Below are 15,423 nucleotides of genomic sequence, written 5' to 3' on the forward strand. Positions count from 1 at the left end.
AGTTGTCCTCGTCATCTATCGCAGTCGGCGCACGATCCGCTTGCGCGGCTTGACCGCCAAGCCCTTCGACACCGCATCCAGGTAGGCCTGCCACGCCAGTACCGAGGCCACCGCGGCGTCGATCTTGTTCGGAGAGTCCGGATTTTCCTTGCGGATCTGCACGCCCTTGGTCGTCTCGAACCGCCTGGCATTGAGCACGTGGGCGCGCAGCGTCAGGTCACCGTCGTGGCGCAGCTTGCGGTCGAGAACGGCGTCGACGAACTCGCGCAGGGCCTGCACGGTCTTGTATCCGCGATCGCCGGTCATCCACCACTCAATCGGGTGCGCCGCAGTAGATTTCAGCTTCAATCGGGCCCCGTACCTGGCTTCCCAGGCCGCGACGTTCGCCTCCCACCTGGCGGGGTCGGCGAACATCCCGAGCACCCGATAGGTCTTGAACGCTCCGGCGATCGTGGCATTGACGTCGTGCTCGGGCACTTCCCAACCGTCGGCGTGCACGCCAGGTGGTTGTTCCCAGATCTTGATCGGAGAGATCAGTCCATCCGTGAGGCGGCAGGCGATCAGCGCGGTCGCGTCGGTGACACCGCGTCGTCGTCGTCGGCTGCCGTCGAAGCCGAGCACGATCGAATCGCCGGGCGACAGCGGCTCGGAGTCGTGGTACTCCGGACCGATGCCATCCCACTCATACGCTGCCAGCCAGGCATTTTCGGCGCTGGTCGGGGAATTGAACCAGTACCTGAACGAGCTGGTCACATCGTTGCGAGGGTCCGCGATGGCTTCGACGTAGCCGTCGATGTCATTCCAGGTGCAGTCGCCGTAGGCATCGACCAACGCGGCGCGGACCTTGTCCTCGTCGTCGAGTTCCTCCGGCGTGATGGCGCCGAATCTGTGGTCGAAAAGCTGCCTCGGGTGGGTCTTGAGCTTGCCCTGGAGCACGTCCTGGATCAGCTTGTAGGTCTGTTCGGCGATGCTGTCCTCGCCGGGCGCGTACATCGTGGTTGTCTCGACTGCGAAGGTCTGCGCGGTGCGGCGACGTTTACGCAGGTTGCGGGTGAGAGTCCGGTACGTCGCGCGCAGTTCGGCTTTGTTGTACAGATGTGTCTCGTCGAACAGGACCAAGGTGTCCTTGCCGCCGTCCTTGGATGCGGCGCTCGACGTCGACGGAATGATCTCGCCGCCACCAGGAATCAGGATCCGGGTCAGGCCGGCGTCGTCGCGGCGCGGCAGTGCATGCCGCAGCGGACCCTCGCTGACGTTGAGGTGAATCGTGTCGTAGATCAGCCCTGCCTGGCCCTCTTCGGTTGCCACGCAACGGATGTAGGGCGTCTTGAGTCTCTGGCCCATGGGTTCGCCGGGCCGGTAGACGTAGCGGAAGCCGATGCCCCACTCGTCGGTGAAGACCTCGCCACCGCGGGCATATCCAGCGAACCGGCACGGGCCGAGTGCCTCGAAAAGGCCGATGAACGCAGCGATCTCAGACTTCGCGCAGCCCTTCGGGCGGCTCAAGAAGACGTGATCATAGATGCGCCGACCGCTCTCCTCGAGGGCGTAGGTATCGACCAGGAACCCGACGTACTCGTCGATGATCTGCCCGATCGGCTCGCCACCGAGATCGCCGGGACCGTGCACGGCCATGTATTCGAGCCACGCGGTCGCCAGCCAGCCCAACGACCGTTCCCGATCGTGGTCGGGATGGGTGATGATGTCGTGTGGCACAGGCGGTTACGCGGGCTTGAGCAGGCGGGCGCGGCGTTCCTCGGCGAAGTCGACCACCGGCGAGCTGGTGGTTTCGACTTCGTCGTCCAGCTCGTCGATGACCGGCTTGATGCGCACGCGGGCACGCTGGAGGTCGTCTTCGGTCAGGCGCAGCGCCGCACCGAGCGTGGACGTAATCGCCTTGTAGTTCTCGCTGCCGGGGCGCGACAAATAGCGCTCGACCAGCGGCAACGTCATCCACAGCTGCACCCACGTGCCCATGCCGTAGAGGCGGGCCTGGGGGAGCGCGGCCAGCTCGGCGTAGACGGCGCGCCCGATCGCGCCCACGGTGATCCAGTCGGGGATCTCAGGGATTTCGCCGTCGTGCGGCGTCGGGTCGATTTCGGTCCAGCCATCCGCACCGGTCAACGGGTCGGCATTGCGCCGCGCCCTGTCTTCGGGATTTTTCGGAGGCGGGCCGCTTCTGCGTCCAGCCATATTCAGTTGTCTCCCATGTCGGGTGTATTTCTCGATCGGAAATTCGTGTGCCCATGTCGGGCAATTGAATTCATGATCGAAAGTGACTACGCGTTGATTTGACCCGTTTTCACACTCGGGCTGGCAGACGCGCCCCTGCCGGGCATAAATGGAGCTGGGGCGACAGGATTTGAACCTGCGACGCACGGCTTTGGAGACCGTTGCTCTACCGGATTGAGCTACACCCCATGGAAGCCCGCGCGCCCGAAAGCGGCGGGCCGATGCACATCCACGGTATCCAGGCCACGTGGATGTGCAAGATCATCCCAGGAGTGCCACCAGGATCGGGAGGATCTTGAGCACAGCGCCAGCGATGGTGGCGACTGCTTCGCCAATTGTCACGATGTCATCCGCATTCATTTTGACCTCACACATATCCAGGGTGTTTTCTCAGCGAGTCGGGATGGCGTGCATCGCGGCGCAATTTAGCGCGCGCCGCAGCTGATTCCGACGCGGTCTTGCGTTTGTGGCAGGAGCTGCACACAGCCTGGAGGTTGCCCAGGTCATCAGTGCCCCCACGCGAGAAGTTGCGCCGGTGATCGACCTCGACCGCGGTGGTGGTGCAGCCGCGCCACCGCAGCTGGCACCGGAATTCATCACGGGCCAAGGCGATCGGTCTATTGCGGCGGAATTCGGCGCTGACTTGCCGCGTGCCACCCGTTCCCCATGCCATTATCCGAATTATCCCAGCTCAATCGGTGTATTCCAGATCATCTATCTCCGTCGGGGGTAACTGGATGTCGCGCACCGGTAGCTGGTTGATTGGCTCGACCTATCAGTGAAAGGCGCTGATATGACATTCAATTCGCAGCGTTGAATACGGAATTGATTTGGCTCTCAATCCCTGATCCCGCTGGGAACGGCGGGGTGCGGCGGGCAGCGGCTGGGAGTACCCCGTACCGCGAAAGTACGAGATCGCCCCGAGCGCAAGCGCTTCCGCCGGTCAGACGGTCATGCGTATGGTTGCTCAGGTAAGAACGGGCTGCGGGTATTACTCGCTTGCCCAACGGCCGGGATACGAGGTCGCGCCGCTACAACAACCACGCTGTCCCCCGCCGGGCGTTCCTTCAATTAATCGGGGTGGACGCAGACCTCTCGGATCCGTACCAGTAGCCGCAGGGCGGCGTATGGGTACGGTTGCAGATGCGGCTCTGACCCGCGACGGCACCGCTCGGTGAGGCGGCCCACCCGTGGAACCTACGGGCGAAGAGGACGGTCATAGACCGCGATAGACCGGGTTTTACGCGGTGTATGAGTGAAGGTAGCACGCGACGGCGGCCTCGGCGCGACTTTGACCCCGCCTATGGGGCGATCGCTCGGCGTTCTGCTAACCTCGGCCTCATGCCCCGCGAAACGATCGACGACCGCCAGCAGCTGGCCGCGGCCATCGCCGATGCGATCGAGCGATCCGGCGAGGGCGTGCCGTTCATCGCCGAGCAGATCGGCGTCCCCCAGAACAGCCTGTGGGCGATCGCCAGCGGCAACGTCAAGTCCTGGACCGTGGACAACCTCATCGAGGTGTGCGCCAAGATCGGGATCAACGTGTCGATGGCAGTCGCTGGCGTGCCGGCCACGCGCACCAATCCCAAAGCCCAGGGCCGTAAGTCGACACCCGATGGCTCCATCGTCTTCCCGATGCGCGAGGAACTCATCGCCGCGATCGCGAGCAAGATTGCGGCGTTTGACGGCACCCAGAACGACCTCGTCGAAGCGACCGGCGTGATCATCCCGACGGTGTCGAGGCTGCGGAACCAGCACACCGATTACTTCCGCCTCGACAAGCTCATCGAGTTCGCTCGTAAGTTCGGCCTCGACGTCACCCTAACGACGGCACCGGCATGACCCCGGTCGAAGAGATCATCTGGGCAGAGTGGAACGCCATCGACGACAGCGACCCCTCACCGGTGAAGCGGATCGCGCGCAAGCTCGGACTGACCACCGGCGAAGTCGCCGCGGTTGTCTACCCCGCCACGAGCCAGTACGACTTCGGCGAATGGGACGACAGCCAAGAGCCGGATATTGATTAGGGGCGGGCCCTCTATGCGGTGATCTCCTGCATCAGCATCCGCAAAGTCAACGAATGCTTTTCCGGCGGGAGAGCGTCGAGCGCGGCCTGGGCATAGGCGATGCCGCCATCGCGGTCCCCGGCGCGGACAAGCATCAAGCCGCGGTGCATCTCGAGGTGAGTGGCAAACCGTGGCAACGTGGCGGGGAGTTCACGTCGCGAAGAGTCTTGGGCGTCAACAGCACTCGCCTCATCGCCTAGACGCGCTGCTAGCAGCGACCTGAATACCCCGAGTCGCCACCACGGCACTGCGTAGTCGGAGGTCTGCTCGTCAGAGCCTGCCTGGTCGAACATGCGCCGACCTTCCAGGTCAAGGGCGCGGGCTGTGCTGACGTCTCCACGCAGTGCTGCGGTGTGGGCCTTGCCGTAAATCGCGTTCAATCGGCCCAGGCTGGGGCGTTCGCTGATCGCCAGCGCCTCGTCGGCGAAGCGGTCCGCCACTGGCAGCGCCGCACCTTCATAGCCCAACGCGATAGCAGCCCGGCCCCGAACCCACACTCTGGTCGTGACGTCACCGGACGCGTCAGCGGCGTCGGTAGCCATCTGGTACCAGGTCACTGCCTTTGTGCCGTCGCTGCCAGGGAAAGTCTTGGCGTAGAGGGTCATCAGCTTGGCGGCGGCGGCCCACATTCTCGGCTGGTCGCACTGCTGTTGGATAACCGCCAGGTCAACGGCCAATCGGCGTTGGATTTCCGCAGCTCCCATTGACATGTAGTCGGCGCCATAGCCGACCAGCCGGTTCTCCCACGAGTCGACACTCGGGCCCCGGCCGGCAAGGCGCGCTGCGAAGCCTTCGGCGAGTAAATCGTTTGCAACAACGGGCGCGATGGTTGTCGCGGCCACACTGGCAAGCAACTGTCGACGGTTCACCTCTGACTCCCACACTGCTAGCGGCACATCCAGGACGGTGACCAGGTGGCGAAGCCAGAAAGCGGATGGCTTGCACTTGCCGGATTCCCATCGTCGCGAGATGTATTCGCGGGTGATGTTCGCCCCAGACACCTTGGTCAGCTCATCCGCCAAGCGGGCCTGTGACCAGCCACGGGCATTCCGCAGTTCGCGGATGAGCTCGCCTGTCTTCATACCCCCATCATGCCCCGGTTGTCGCAGCTGCGGAGGAGATGCCACTGGTCATGCCACTCGTGGTAATCGCCACCGCATCTAAGGGTTGACAGGTCGCCGACGTCGTATGGACGACGCCGGTTCGGCGCGCGGCGGAGGGCGATTCGACAATATCGCCGGCTGCGCGACCCGATCGCAGAGCTTGCTCCCGCAATCAGTCGAGCGCCTTCAGCGCAGCGGCCCACGGGACGGGATCACCCTCGGCGATCCGAATGAAGCGCACACCCCACTCGCTGAGGCTGGTGAGCGCGGCAGCGACTGCGGGAAACTTGAATTGGGTCTCCCGAGCGTGGGGCACCGCCACCACAGGCAGTCCGGCGCCGACTGTTTCGACTAGCAGCGAGAGCGGCAACGTATCGCCGATTCCCGCAGCCCATTTCGCCAAACTGTTGGTTGTCAGCGGCGCAACAATCACCGCATCAGGCTTCGGAAGCAGGTCGACGGCACCCGGTACCTTGAAGGTCGAGCGAACGGGGTACCCGGTCTGCGCCGCTAGTGCCTCGGCGTCGATGAACCGTGTGCCATTGGGAGACGCGAGCACGCACACGATCCAACCATCCGCCTGCGCCAACGCCACCAGCTTCCCGATGTCCTCCGCGCCACCGGCACCCGTCACCATCGCGTACAGAACCTTAGTGCGCTCTTCCATACGCCCATCATGGCAGGCAATCTCAGGCGCGTCTTTGCCTACGGAGCCACAACCCCGACCCGTGAGGCGAGGTCTCCCAGATCGCCAGTGGTCAGCTCGCGCCGTGCCTTCTCCATCATGTGCCCCACCAGCTCTTGCACGGTTGGCATTTTGCGCACCAGGTGGGGGGCAATCTCCTCGGCGCGCAACAGCGCATCGACCGAGGTGGTGTGGTCATCGCGGGCCGAGGCGGCGCGTCCTACCTCGACGAAATACTGTGCGGCGCGGCCGACGGTGGGCAATGACCTGGGATCGAGTTCGCGCGCAAGGTCGAGCACCCTCTCCGGGTCGGCCTCCTCCATTGCCACAGTCATATTCCACAACGCGACGTTCGCCGAACCGAACGAGACGTTCCCGACGAGCGTGCCCGGATCCTCAGCGCTCGTTCGATCGAGACGGGCCGCATACTCGGCAGCTTGACCCAGGTGGTCGTGCGGGCTGCCTCCCATAGTCGCAGTCACCAACGAGGCTTGCAGATGAAGCATCCCGACCGTTTGGATCTCGGGCGCAGTGCTGGCATCGGGCCCGACAAGCATGGCGGTGCGAACCGCGGAATCCAGGGCCGCCTTCAACGAACCGGGGCGCGCCAACAACACCTGGCTGCGCACATACGCTCCCGCAGCCAACCCTTGTCGGCTGTCGATTTTCTTCGCGGCCGACTCGGCGGCCTGAGCCGCCGACCATGCAACCGCGAGATGGCCACGACCACGCATCGCAACCGAGGTTTCAGATGCGACCTGCGTCAGGGCGTCCCACGCAACACCTCGATCAGCCGGCCTCCCATTGAGCGCCTGTCGATACAAATCGGTGATCAGCGGGGCCAACAACGGGCCGAGTGTTGTGTACTCACAGTCCATTTGGAGTTTGGTGATGCGTTTTGCGAGGACGACCAACTCCGCGACCTCGCGGACGGGACTGCCGTCGTCGACGTTGCCTGCCGTCCACAGCGCGGTTTCGATGTCAGGAACGCTGGCAGAGAATTCGTCGACGTTCGTCAGCGGTGCGTCCGGCCCCGGTGCCGCGCCTAACAGCGTGTCGCTCGCCGTAGTAGACGTGATAGCTGTCGCTGCCAGGCTGGCAAGCAGCTGTCGACGATTCACGTCCGGGTCTCCCACTGCTAGTGGCACACCGAAAACGGCACTCAGGTGGCGCAGCCAGAAAGGAGACGGCTCCACCTCGCCGGATTCCCAACGGCGCGAGATGTATTCACGGCGGATCTTGGTGCCAGATTCCTTGGTCAGCTCGAAAGCCAAACGGTTTTGCGACCATCCGCGGGCTAACCGCAGTTCGCGCACGAGCTCGCCTGTCTTCATACCCTCACCCTGCCCCGATGTCGCTCCTGCGGGAGAGATGCCACTAGTCATGCCACTCCTGCCTCATGGAAAATGCCACCCTCTGCCACCCCCCAGAACGCTACCCCGGCATGTACATCCAGCACAGACTGAAAATGCGCCCGGGACAAAGCCTCTGGTTCTCGGATAGCAGGTCCCGAGCGCAAACCACCGTAGCGGTGGTCCGCAACATCAAGGGATCAGCATCGAGAGGGGCGTTGCCAAATGACACAGCGAGCACTGCGCGCGATCTGCGCGCTCAATACCGATCGGGTGTCGAGCTGGCAGGTGTGGGAACGGCTCCTGATGACGACGCGGGCTGAACTGGATGGCTGGACGGTACCGGCCGTGGTCGATTGGACGAACTCAGTCGAAGACCCAGTCCACTTGATCCTGTCTGCCTGTGCGCTGCACAAGGCCAGCAGGGTCTACCTGCCTCGCATCGAGCACCTTCCCCAAGGCGCGCTGCCTCGGTTGCGGGCCAAGGTGTCTGTTTTCACCGTCGAACCGGACCACTGCTATGAGATCTCTACCGTGCAAGAAGGGTGCCTCAGTGAGTAATTCCCGAAGTTCGCTCGTCCTCCCACTGGAAGTCGCGCAGCCCCGGGGGCCATTGCGAATCATGACCCCAGAGGAACAAGCGCAGCTCGATCCGAAGTTGCAGCGAGTCATCGACTACCGAAAGAGCGGATTGTCGCTCAACTGGATCGTCGGATGCCCCCTCGACTGCACGTATTGCGTGCGCCATACCTTCGGAAATTATGAGATGAAGGTACCCAAGCGGCTGATGGACGAGGAAACTGCCGTGCGAATGCTGCTGAGGAACAAGCACTTTCGTCCGTTCGTCACCCCGATTCAGCTGCTCAACAGGGCAACCGACCCGATGTTGCCCATCGTCAAGCCGCATACGCTCAACATGCTCCGCTTGCTCGACGAGCAGGGAATCAACAATCACGTCTTGGTGATCACGCGGTGGAGGATCGACCCCGAAGACTGCGAGATATTCAACAGCTTCAACAACATTCGACTGACGATCCTGGTCACCCACTCTGGCATTGACGACAACCGGATCGAGCCGGTCAAATCCAGCATCGCTGCCGCTTCGCTGCGCACCGCCTACGAGCACGCCGAAAAATACCGGACCATTCTGTACTGGCGGCCCATCGTTCCAGGCCTCAACGACTCCGACGAACACCTTGAGCGAGCTCGCGAACTCAGCCACCATGCCCATGCCACGGTATTCACCGGTCTGTTCTTCAAAGACGAAATCCGTGAGTACTACCAGGCGAATGGCTTGCCCGAACTTTACGAGGACGGGCCAAGCCGCAAGATCTTCCCTGAACTGCTCGAGCAGCGCATCCTGGCCAATCGCGCCGGTTTCGGCTCCCCGCTATTTCGCAAGACCTCATGCGGCGTGACATACGCACACGGGGTCGCCGACTACAACGGCCACTACGGCGTGCGCGAACTCTGCGACATCTGCCCTGTCGCTCAGATCCAACGGTGTGCCGACGATTGGCAGCGCCCGGACGAGTCGACGATCGCAGCCTGGGTCGGTCGCCTCGGCGGCGAGATGGTGACGGTCACCGATCGCGCAGTCCTGGTGAAGGGCTTGCCCGAGGGCAGACGAAACTTCCTGCAACACAATCTCCACTACCAGGTCAACGACATCCGACGTCCACACCACATCGGCCGGCACGGTCGCGCCGACATCGGCTGGACGGACACCCAGGAGGCAATGCGATGATCATCCCGAACACCCTGCGTGGCAAAGACTTCGCCGCGGTCGATGTCGAAGGGAACGGCCAGACACCGCCAGAGATCATCGAAATCGCGATCCTTCCCGCGTCAGGGGAGACCGTCGTCGTCGATGAAATGCGCTCGTGGCTGATCCGACCAGCCCGCCCGATCACACCCATCGTCACCCGCAAGGTCCACGGCATCACCAACGCCGACGTCAAAGACTGCCCGACATGGCAGGACGTCTCCGACGTGATCAGCACGGCCTTGAACGATCGGATTCTGGTCGCCCACAACGCGAATGTAGAGCGTCGAGTGTTGGCTGAGCACTTGCCTGAATGGACACCGCCGATGGTGCTCGACACGCTGCGACTGGCGAAGGCAGTCTGGCCGGGTCTGGTCGGCGGCTACTCGCTGGAAAAGCTGGTTGCCCACGCAGAACTCGACGACACCGCGATCGCCGACCATGGGCACCATCGCGCCGGATGGGATACCTGGGCGGCCTGGCAGCTGCTCGTGCGCCTGGTCGAGGAAAGCAAGTTCAGTTGGGATGAGCTGGTCGAGGCCGCGGCGCCCGCCGAATACGTTCCGCCGAGAGAGCCCGAAGGGCGGCTGTGGTGACCGGAAACTTCGGGCGTCCCGTCACTGTCGCAGTGACGGGCACGCACTCCACCGGCAAGAGCACGACCTTGCAGCGGCTGGCTGAGCAGCTGCATCGTGACCGCATCGAAGTCGCGTTCGTCCAGGACCTCGGTGCCGAAGCGGTCGAGCTCGGGTTGCCGATTCTCGACAAGCACACCGCGGCATCCACGCTGTGGTTCATCTCCCGCGGCATGTCCCTGGAAGCCCAGGCCTGGGCCGAAGCCGACGTCGTTCTGATCGACCGGCCCGTGTCCGATGCCCTCGGCTACTACGAAGCGGCCCTCGAATTCCGCGGTGAGCAGCCCGATCCGACGAACATGCACCAACTCGAACAGATGGTCCTCCACCACTCGCGCCATTACGACCTGGTGCTGCGGACAATCCTCGACCCGACGATCCCGCTCGATCTCACCAAACCCCGCGGCACCGACTTGGCGTTCCGTGCGCTCGCTGACCGGCACGTCGCGAAGGTACACGAACGGCTCGGCATTGAGCACGACACCTTGCCGGCCGACGGGCACAGCCGAGCGATTGTCGAAACCCTGGCCTTCATAAAGGGCCGTCTCGACGGTGTCGAACACGACGCGGAAGGTTCCAGATGACTATCAGCACCCTACCCGCCGCGACGAGCGGCACGTTCTGCATCGGCGGAGACCTGCCGGTCCACCGGATCGGCTTCGGCACTATGCAACTCACCGGCCCCGGTCACTGGGGAGAGCCAGCCGACATCGACAACGCAATCCGGGTACTGCGGCGCGCAGTCGAACTCGGTGTCAACCACTTCGATACCGCCGACGCCTATGGGCCTGCAACCGTCGAGACCATCATCCGCAAAGCGATCCATCCGTACCGCGGAGAACTCGTCATCGCGACTAAGGGCGGGCTGACCCGGCAGGGACCGAACCGATGGTCACCTGTTGGTCGGCCACCGTATCTGAGGCAGTGCCTCGAGATGAGCTTGCGCCGACTCGGCGTCGACGCCGTGGACCTGTACTACCTGCACCGCGTCGACCCGGAAGTGCCATTCGACGACCAGATCGGGGCCCTTGAACTGATGCGTGAGCAGGGCAAGATCCGCCACATCGGCCTCTCGAAGGTGACCGTTCCCCAGATCCAAGCGGCTGAGAAGATCACCCCGATCGCCGCAGTGCAGAACCGATTCAACCTCGCTGTCGGCGGTGATCGCGACGTGCTGGCCTACTGCGAACAGAACCAGATCGCATTCGTGCCCTACGCCCCGCTCGGCGCCGGCCATCAGTCCCTCATCCCGCGGATCGCACTGCGGTGGCTGCTCGAACAATCGCCGAGCGTTCTACCGATTCCGGGAACCGTGAACCTCGATCACCTCGAAGCGAACGTGGCCGTCGGAAGCTAGCTCGACGTGAACCCACCTGAACCCCTGACGAACCAACCATCCGCGATGGAAGCGACCAGCGTGACCGACGAGACCGGCACCGACGAGGACCGTGCCCTCGCACTCTGCCACGAGGTGCAGACCTGCATCCAAGACCTCATCGACTGGGGACTCGTCACGGACACGCCGCATTTGATCGAAGGAGGATGACCATGGTCTTGGGACTCCTCACCGCTTTCGGATCTGTCGTTGCCATCGGCGTGTTGATCGTTTGCCTCACCCCTTCGGATTACGGCGACCTCGAGCCCAAGATCGTGACCCGTCGACGACACCAGCCGTTCTATTACTACGAACTGCTCGACCTGCTCGACCACACGGCACCGGAGGAACCGATGACGCTTGAGCGGGCACACCGAGAATCGCAATTACACGCCATGTGCCCACCATGGCTGTGCCCGAGGAAAAACGCCGCTATCGAATTGCTCGAGTCCAAAAACCGACGTTCACTGCGTCGCCGATCAATCCTCTGACATGGGCGAGTATTAGTCCGAACAGCAGGAGAAAACTGTGCTACCCAAACGTATTCCGAACGCGACGAAGGTTCCAAAACGAACGGGAACTGCGGGCCCTGAGTTCAGTATCGAGTTCATTCGTCGAATTGCGGAGGGTATGGCGGCATATGTTCCGCCAGATCAGCCAATCAACGAACCATCGGCCACGTTTTCATACTTCTCAACTGAGCATTGACAAACCACTCCGGCGAATAGGCTCCCGCCAATCAGCCACCCCTCGGGCTGAATGGCTAATGCCTAAGCAAGTGGGTGGCAGGTCAGCTCAGATCTGCCACCCACTTGCACCGTGAAATCAGCCCGAAATTGCGATAGAACCTGACAGGGGGACCATGAAGCCGCACACCTTCCAACTCCCGGCTAACCGCATAAACGCGTGTACGACGGTCGTGTTGGCGACCCCGGCACCAGTGACGCATCGGACCGCCGAAGAGAACCTCGGCCTGGGCTACCTGGCCGCAGCACTACGACAGGCCGGCTACCGAGTCGAGGTCATTGACGGCTGGCTAGCCGGGCTCGACACAGAGGAATTGGCTCAACAGATCATCGAGGCACGACCGACGATACTGGGATTCGCTTGCTACCGGTCGAATATGGAGTCGGCCTTGAAAACCGCCACCCAAGTCCGCAATCAGTTGGGCGAGGTGCCGATCATCGCGGGAGGGTTCGGGCCGTCATTCCACCCCGAAGATTTCCTGACCGCAGGATTCGACGTCGTCGTCCGCGGTGAAGGCGAACACACAATCATCGAACTCGCCGACCACTACGTCCACGGGCAGCAGCATCTGAAAGACATCGCCGGGATCAGCTTCACGACCAGCCAAGGCCCCCAACATAATCGAGCCCGCCCCACCATCGCCGACCTCGACAGCCTGCCGTTCCCCTCGCGCGACACCCTCGACCTGACCACTGCCCGGCGAAGCCTGGTTCACGTACAGTCCTCACGCGGATGCCAAGCGTCGTGCACTTTCTGTTCGATCGTCGCTTTCGAGCGACTCGCCGGACGGGGGCCAACCTGGCGGCAACGTTCCATCACCGGGTTCGCCAGCGAACTCGAACAACTCCACAGCCGCGGTGTCCGGCACGTGAAAGTCATCGACGACAGCCTCATCGAACCCCCACGAGACGCATCGTGGTGCGCGGAGCTCGCCGACGAACTCGAGCGCCGCGGAGTAGCGATGTGGCTGCGCGGGTCGATCCGCGCCGACCGCGCTACCCCGGCTGTGCTCGCCGGACTCGCGCGCGCGGGGTTCTGGTCGTTCTCCTGCGGGATCGAGAACTTCGCGCCAACCGCATTGGCGCGCATGGCAAAACGCGCAGACCTCGACGCCAACCTCGCCGCCCTCGCCGAATTCCGGCAGCTCGGTATATACGTCCAGGCCGGACACATTCTGTTCGACCACGCCACCACCCTCGACGAACTCGAGCAGAACTGGGCCGGGATGCGCGCCCACGACTGGACCATCTCCAAAGGCGTGTTCACCGAAATGTACGCCGCGACCGGCACCAACCTGACCCGCCGCCTCGACCGCCAAGGCTTGCTCGGCGCATCTGACACAGCGACACCGGGAACCGCAGGGCTGGGAAACCACGCCTACCAGGTCGCAGATCCGGCGGCCCGCATCGTGCGAGTCGCGCTCAAGCAATGGCAGAAGAGTCATTCGCGCGTCTACGACGAAACCATCGACCCCCTCTCGGCACCCAAGGCCATAGCCCCGATTCATCGGCAGATCTTCGGCGAGCTGTCGATCGCGCTGCGCCGCACAGATCTCGAATTCTTCCGCGCCGCGCTCGACCTCGCGGCCGGCGGCGCCAGCGAAGCCGACGCCGCCGAGTTCACCACCGCCCGGGTCGAGGAAACCCGCGGCTGGTACCAGCGCCTCGCCCAACGCACCGCCACTGCCTACCGCGCAGCTGGCCTGATCTACGACGGCCAGGACAACCCGTTCCTGTGCTGAGCTCCCCAGGAGGACACCATGACAGACCTCGGAATCCCTGTGCCGCAAACGTTCCCGTGGGAGCGGCCCACTCAAACGGCGTTGCCAGTGATCGACGCCACCGAACACTTCCGACGCACCGACGTCGGGCCGATTGAACACCCCGAACTCGACGAATGCCCGACCACGATCCGCAACATCGGCTGGACACTCGGAAACGACTGCCCCTACCGGTGCACTCACTGCTACTCGATGACCGCCCGTGACAAGGGCATGGACTTCACCCCGGAAATCATCGACCGGATCGTGGAGCAGCTGGCGATCAACGGGGTAGAGACCGTGAATTTGGGCGGGAACGAGCCGCTGTTCACCAACGGCCCCAACCCGAAGGACACGCTACTGCCCCGCATCATCCACGGTCTGACCGACGCGGGCATCCCCGTCGGGCTCACGACCTCGGGAATCACGTTAATCCATCTCGCCCGTGATCACCGATCAGCGTTCGAAAAGCTCAACGACGTCGACGTCAGCCTGGACTCGCCCTACCCCGACGAACACAACAAAAACCGCGGCGCCAAACTCTACAAGCAGGCCATCACGGCATTGGATCTCTGTGTGGAACAGGGGATTCCGCACAGCGTGATCATGTGCGCGATGGGCTGGAACTTCACCCCCGACCGCATCGACGCCCTCGTCGAGATCGCGCGAGCCCACCAAGCCCACATCCGAATCAACCCGATCAAACCGGTAGAGAAGGCGCACATGGAATCAGCGCTACCCGCCGACCAGTACTACGCAGGATTCTCCCGCCTGCTCGCCCGATGCTCACCCATCGACCTCGGCGAGCCGCCGATCGCAGCGGTGACCGGATTCGCCGGTGCGAAAGGGTGCCCGTGCGGACGGACCTCGTTCCGCATCCATTCAATTACCCCGGACGGACGGATACCGGTCTCACCGTGCGTGTACCTGCATGACTACAAGGTCGGTGACCTCGTTGTCGACGACCTCGCCGATATCATCGCCTCCGACCAGTTCAAAACCTTCCGCCGCCGCAACGCCCACCCCGAAGTCATTCCAGGCTGCGAAGGCTGCTCGCTACTGCACTCGTGCCGGGGAGGCTGCGCCGGCCGTTCCTACCTGCACAACGCACACACCACCGGACAACGGTCCCTGTTCGCTCGCGATCCATACTGCCCCCGCGACATCGCCCCCACCGAGGTATTCCCACAGAACCCGACCCTGCCCACCGACCAGAGGCTTGTCCACATGGACTACCTGTGCACGTGGATCGGCAAACCACTACCCATCGACGCAGCTAAGATCGGGCAATGAGCAGCACTGCACCACCGCCTACCAGCGACGACGACTCTGTGTCGTTGAAAATGGCGCGAGGCTACCTGGGGCGGTCGGTGGAACTGACGATCGACCGGCCACTCGGTAGCCGGCACCCGGTCCACGGCTTCCGCTACGAAGCAAACTACGGCTTCGTGCCTGGAACGACTGCGCCTGATGGTGATGAACTCGACGGCTACTTCCTCGGCGAACCTGAACCGCTTGCTGCCGCGTCGGGGGTCTGTGTGGCAGTGATCCACCGCAGCGGAGATGACGATGACAAGCTCATTGTCATTCCAGCTGAAAGTGAAATTCCCAGTGATGGCGATATCGCGGCTGCCGTCGAGTTCCAGGAGATCCCCGGCCGGTATGTGATTCTAAGAAGTTGAGTGGCTCGACCGGAAGCTGGCC

18 protein-coding genes and 1 tRNA gene are annotated in these 15,423 nt (G+C 63.1%); 12 read left to right on the forward strand and 7 right to left on the reverse strand.

Translation table 11 applies throughout. The features are described 5' to 3' along the window. Positions 1–15 precede the first annotated feature (15 nt). The 4 genes from ACWZHB_RS01010 to ACWZHB_RS01025 all read right to left on the reverse strand — a co-directional run bounded on the left by ACWZHB_RS01010 (position 16) and on the right by ACWZHB_RS01025 (position 2,905). Positions 16–1,716, reverse strand: coding sequence for a hypothetical protein (locus ACWZHB_RS01010; RefSeq protein WP_427906056.1), 1,701 nt, complete (start codon positions 1,714–1,716; stop codon positions 16–18). A 6-nt stretch (positions 1,717–1,722) separates the two neighbouring features. After that, on the reverse strand, positions 1,723–2,193 hold the full coding sequence (locus ACWZHB_RS01015; RefSeq protein ID WP_427906057.1) for a phage terminase small subunit: 471 nt from the start codon (positions 2,191–2,193) through the stop codon (positions 1,723–1,725). Between the two features lie 154 nt (positions 2,194–2,347). Continuing rightward, positions 2,348–2,421 (reverse strand) — tRNA-Trp (locus tag ACWZHB_RS01020). Between the two features lie 178 nt (positions 2,422–2,599). Continuing rightward, the gene (locus ACWZHB_RS01025) at positions 2,600–2,905 is read right to left on the reverse strand and encodes an HNH endonuclease (RefSeq protein WP_427906058.1); all 306 of its coding nucleotides are present in this window, start codon (positions 2,903–2,905) and stop codon (positions 2,600–2,602) included. Between the two features lie 668 nt (positions 2,906–3,573). Here ACWZHB_RS01025 and ACWZHB_RS01030 point away from each other — a divergent pair. Further along, a complete protein-coding gene (locus tag ACWZHB_RS01030; protein ID WP_427906059.1) occupies positions 3,574–4,074 on the forward strand; it encodes an XRE family transcriptional regulator in 501 nt (166 codons plus the stop codon). Further along, on the forward strand, positions 4,071–4,259 hold the full coding sequence (locus tag ACWZHB_RS01035) for a hypothetical protein (RefSeq protein ID WP_427906060.1): 189 nt from the start codon (positions 4,071–4,073) through the stop codon (positions 4,257–4,259). Before ACWZHB_RS01030 ends, ACWZHB_RS01035 begins: the two co-directional genes overlap by 4 nt. 11 nt (positions 4,260–4,270) lie before the next feature. Here ACWZHB_RS01035 and ACWZHB_RS01040 read toward each other — a convergent pair whose 3' ends face one another. From ACWZHB_RS01040 to ACWZHB_RS01050, 3 genes are all read right to left on the reverse strand, one after another. Then, a complete protein-coding gene (locus ACWZHB_RS01040; protein WP_427906061.1) occupies positions 4,271–5,380 on the reverse strand; it encodes a helix-turn-helix domain-containing protein in 1,110 nt (369 codons plus the stop codon). 193 nt (positions 5,381–5,573) lie between these two features. After that, complete coding sequence (locus ACWZHB_RS01045) at positions 5,574–6,068, reverse strand: flavoprotein (RefSeq protein ID WP_427906062.1); 495 nt, start codon at positions 6,066–6,068, stop codon at positions 5,574–5,576. Between the two features lie 38 nt (positions 6,069–6,106). Continuing rightward, positions 6,107–7,420 (reverse strand): helix-turn-helix domain-containing protein, encoded by a 1,314-nt coding sequence (locus tag ACWZHB_RS01050; protein WP_427906063.1) that lies wholly within the window; start codon positions 7,418–7,420, stop codon positions 6,107–6,109. A 243-nt stretch (positions 7,421–7,663) separates the two neighbouring features. Between ACWZHB_RS01050 and ACWZHB_RS01055 the strand changes: the two genes are divergently transcribed. The 10 genes from ACWZHB_RS01055 (at position 7,664) to ACWZHB_RS01100 (ending at position 15,401) form a co-directional block, all read left to right on the forward strand. Beyond that, complete coding sequence (locus ACWZHB_RS01055; RefSeq protein ID WP_427906064.1) at positions 7,664–7,999, forward strand: hypothetical protein; 336 nt, start codon at positions 7,664–7,666, stop codon at positions 7,997–7,999. Positions 8,000–8,060: 61 nt separating this feature from the next. Next, the gene (locus ACWZHB_RS01060) at positions 8,061–9,185 is read left to right on the forward strand and encodes a radical SAM protein (RefSeq protein WP_427906065.1); all 1,125 of its coding nucleotides are present in this window, start codon (positions 8,061–8,063) and stop codon (positions 9,183–9,185) included. Continuing rightward, on the forward strand, positions 9,182–9,799 hold the full coding sequence (locus ACWZHB_RS01065; protein WP_427906066.1) for a 3'-5' exonuclease: 618 nt from the start codon (positions 9,182–9,184) through the stop codon (positions 9,797–9,799). Before ACWZHB_RS01060 ends, ACWZHB_RS01065 begins: the two co-directional genes overlap by 4 nt. 32 nt (positions 9,800–9,831) lie before the next feature. After that, on the forward strand, positions 9,832–10,422 hold the full coding sequence (locus tag ACWZHB_RS01070) for an AAA family ATPase (RefSeq protein ID WP_427906067.1): 591 nt from the start codon (positions 9,832–9,834) through the stop codon (positions 10,420–10,422). Continuing rightward, positions 10,419–11,195 carry an aldo/keto reductase gene (locus ACWZHB_RS01075; RefSeq protein WP_427906068.1) on the forward strand — a complete coding sequence of 259 codons (777 nt, stop codon included), beginning with the start codon at positions 10,419–10,421 and terminating at the stop codon, positions 11,193–11,195. The genes ACWZHB_RS01070 and ACWZHB_RS01075 overlap by 4 nt, the downstream gene beginning before the upstream one ends. 45 nt (positions 11,196–11,240) lie before the next feature. Further along, entirely contained in the window at positions 11,241–11,384 is a 144-nt protein-coding gene (locus tag ACWZHB_RS01080) for a hypothetical protein (protein WP_427906069.1), read from the forward strand. 2 nt (positions 11,385–11,386) lie between these two features. Then, a complete protein-coding gene (locus ACWZHB_RS01085) occupies positions 11,387–11,704 on the forward strand; it encodes a hypothetical protein (protein WP_427906070.1) in 318 nt (105 codons plus the stop codon). 449 nt (positions 11,705–12,153) lie between these two features. After that, positions 12,154–13,701, forward strand: a complete 1,548-nt coding sequence (locus ACWZHB_RS01090; protein ID WP_427906071.1) for a B12-binding domain-containing radical SAM protein — start codon at positions 12,154–12,156, stop codon at positions 13,699–13,701. Positions 13,702–13,719: 18 nt separating this feature from the next. Continuing rightward, positions 13,720–15,012 (forward strand): radical SAM protein, encoded by a 1,293-nt coding sequence (locus tag ACWZHB_RS01095; RefSeq protein WP_427906072.1) that lies wholly within the window; start codon positions 13,720–13,722, stop codon positions 15,010–15,012. After that, complete coding sequence (locus ACWZHB_RS01100; protein ID WP_427906073.1) at positions 15,009–15,401, forward strand: inorganic diphosphatase; 393 nt, start codon at positions 15,009–15,011, stop codon at positions 15,399–15,401. The genes ACWZHB_RS01095 and ACWZHB_RS01100 overlap by 4 nt, the downstream gene beginning before the upstream one ends. The last annotated feature ends 22 nt before the right edge of the window (positions 15,402–15,423 follow it).

The organism is Nocardia sp. FBN12 (genome assembly GCF_054031145.1).

Coding starts and splice junctions, on each gene's coding strand:
- ACWZHB_RS01030 (WP_427906059.1), top strand. CDS start 3,574: ATGCCCCGCGAAACGATCGACGACCGCCAGCAGCTGGCCGCGGCCATC.
- ACWZHB_RS01035 (WP_427906060.1), top strand. CDS start 4,071: ATGACCCCGGTCGAAGAGATCATCTGGGCAGAGTGGAACGCCATCGAC.
- ACWZHB_RS01085 (WP_427906070.1), top strand. CDS start 11,387: ATGGTCTTGGGACTCCTCACCGCTTTCGGATCTGTCGTTGCCATCGGC.
- ACWZHB_RS01080 (WP_427906069.1), top strand. CDS start 11,241: ATGGAAGCGACCAGCGTGACCGACGAGACCGGCACCGACGAGGACCGT.
- ACWZHB_RS01075 (WP_427906068.1), top strand. CDS start 10,419: ATGACTATCAGCACCCTACCCGCCGCGACGAGCGGCACGTTCTGCATC.
- ACWZHB_RS01015 (WP_427906057.1), bottom strand. CDS start 2,193: ATGGCTGGACGCAGAAGCGGCCCGCCTCCGAAAAATCCCGAAGACAGG.
- ACWZHB_RS01095 (WP_427906072.1), top strand. CDS start 13,720: ATGACAGACCTCGGAATCCCTGTGCCGCAAACGTTCCCGTGGGAGCGG.
- ACWZHB_RS01055 (WP_427906064.1), top strand. CDS start 7,664: ATGACACAGCGAGCACTGCGCGCGATCTGCGCGCTCAATACCGATCGG.
- ACWZHB_RS01040 (WP_427906061.1), bottom strand. CDS start 5,380: ATGAAGACAGGCGAGCTCATCCGCGAACTGCGGAATGCCCGTGGCTGG.
- ACWZHB_RS01065 (WP_427906066.1), top strand. CDS start 9,182: ATGATCATCCCGAACACCCTGCGTGGCAAAGACTTCGCCGCGGTCGAT.
- ACWZHB_RS01045 (WP_427906062.1), bottom strand. CDS start 6,068: ATGGAAGAGCGCACTAAGGTTCTGTACGCGATGGTGACGGGTGCCGGT.
- ACWZHB_RS01025 (WP_427906058.1), bottom strand. CDS start 2,905: ATGGCATGGGGAACGGGTGGCACGCGGCAAGTCAGCGCCGAATTCCGC.
- ACWZHB_RS01060 (WP_427906065.1), top strand. CDS start 8,061: ATGACCCCAGAGGAACAAGCGCAGCTCGATCCGAAGTTGCAGCGAGTC.
- ACWZHB_RS01100 (WP_427906073.1), top strand. CDS start 15,009: ATGAGCAGCACTGCACCACCGCCTACCAGCGACGACGACTCTGTGTCG.
- ACWZHB_RS01050 (WP_427906063.1), bottom strand. CDS start 7,420: ATGAAGACAGGCGAGCTCGTGCGCGAACTGCGGTTAGCCCGCGGATGG.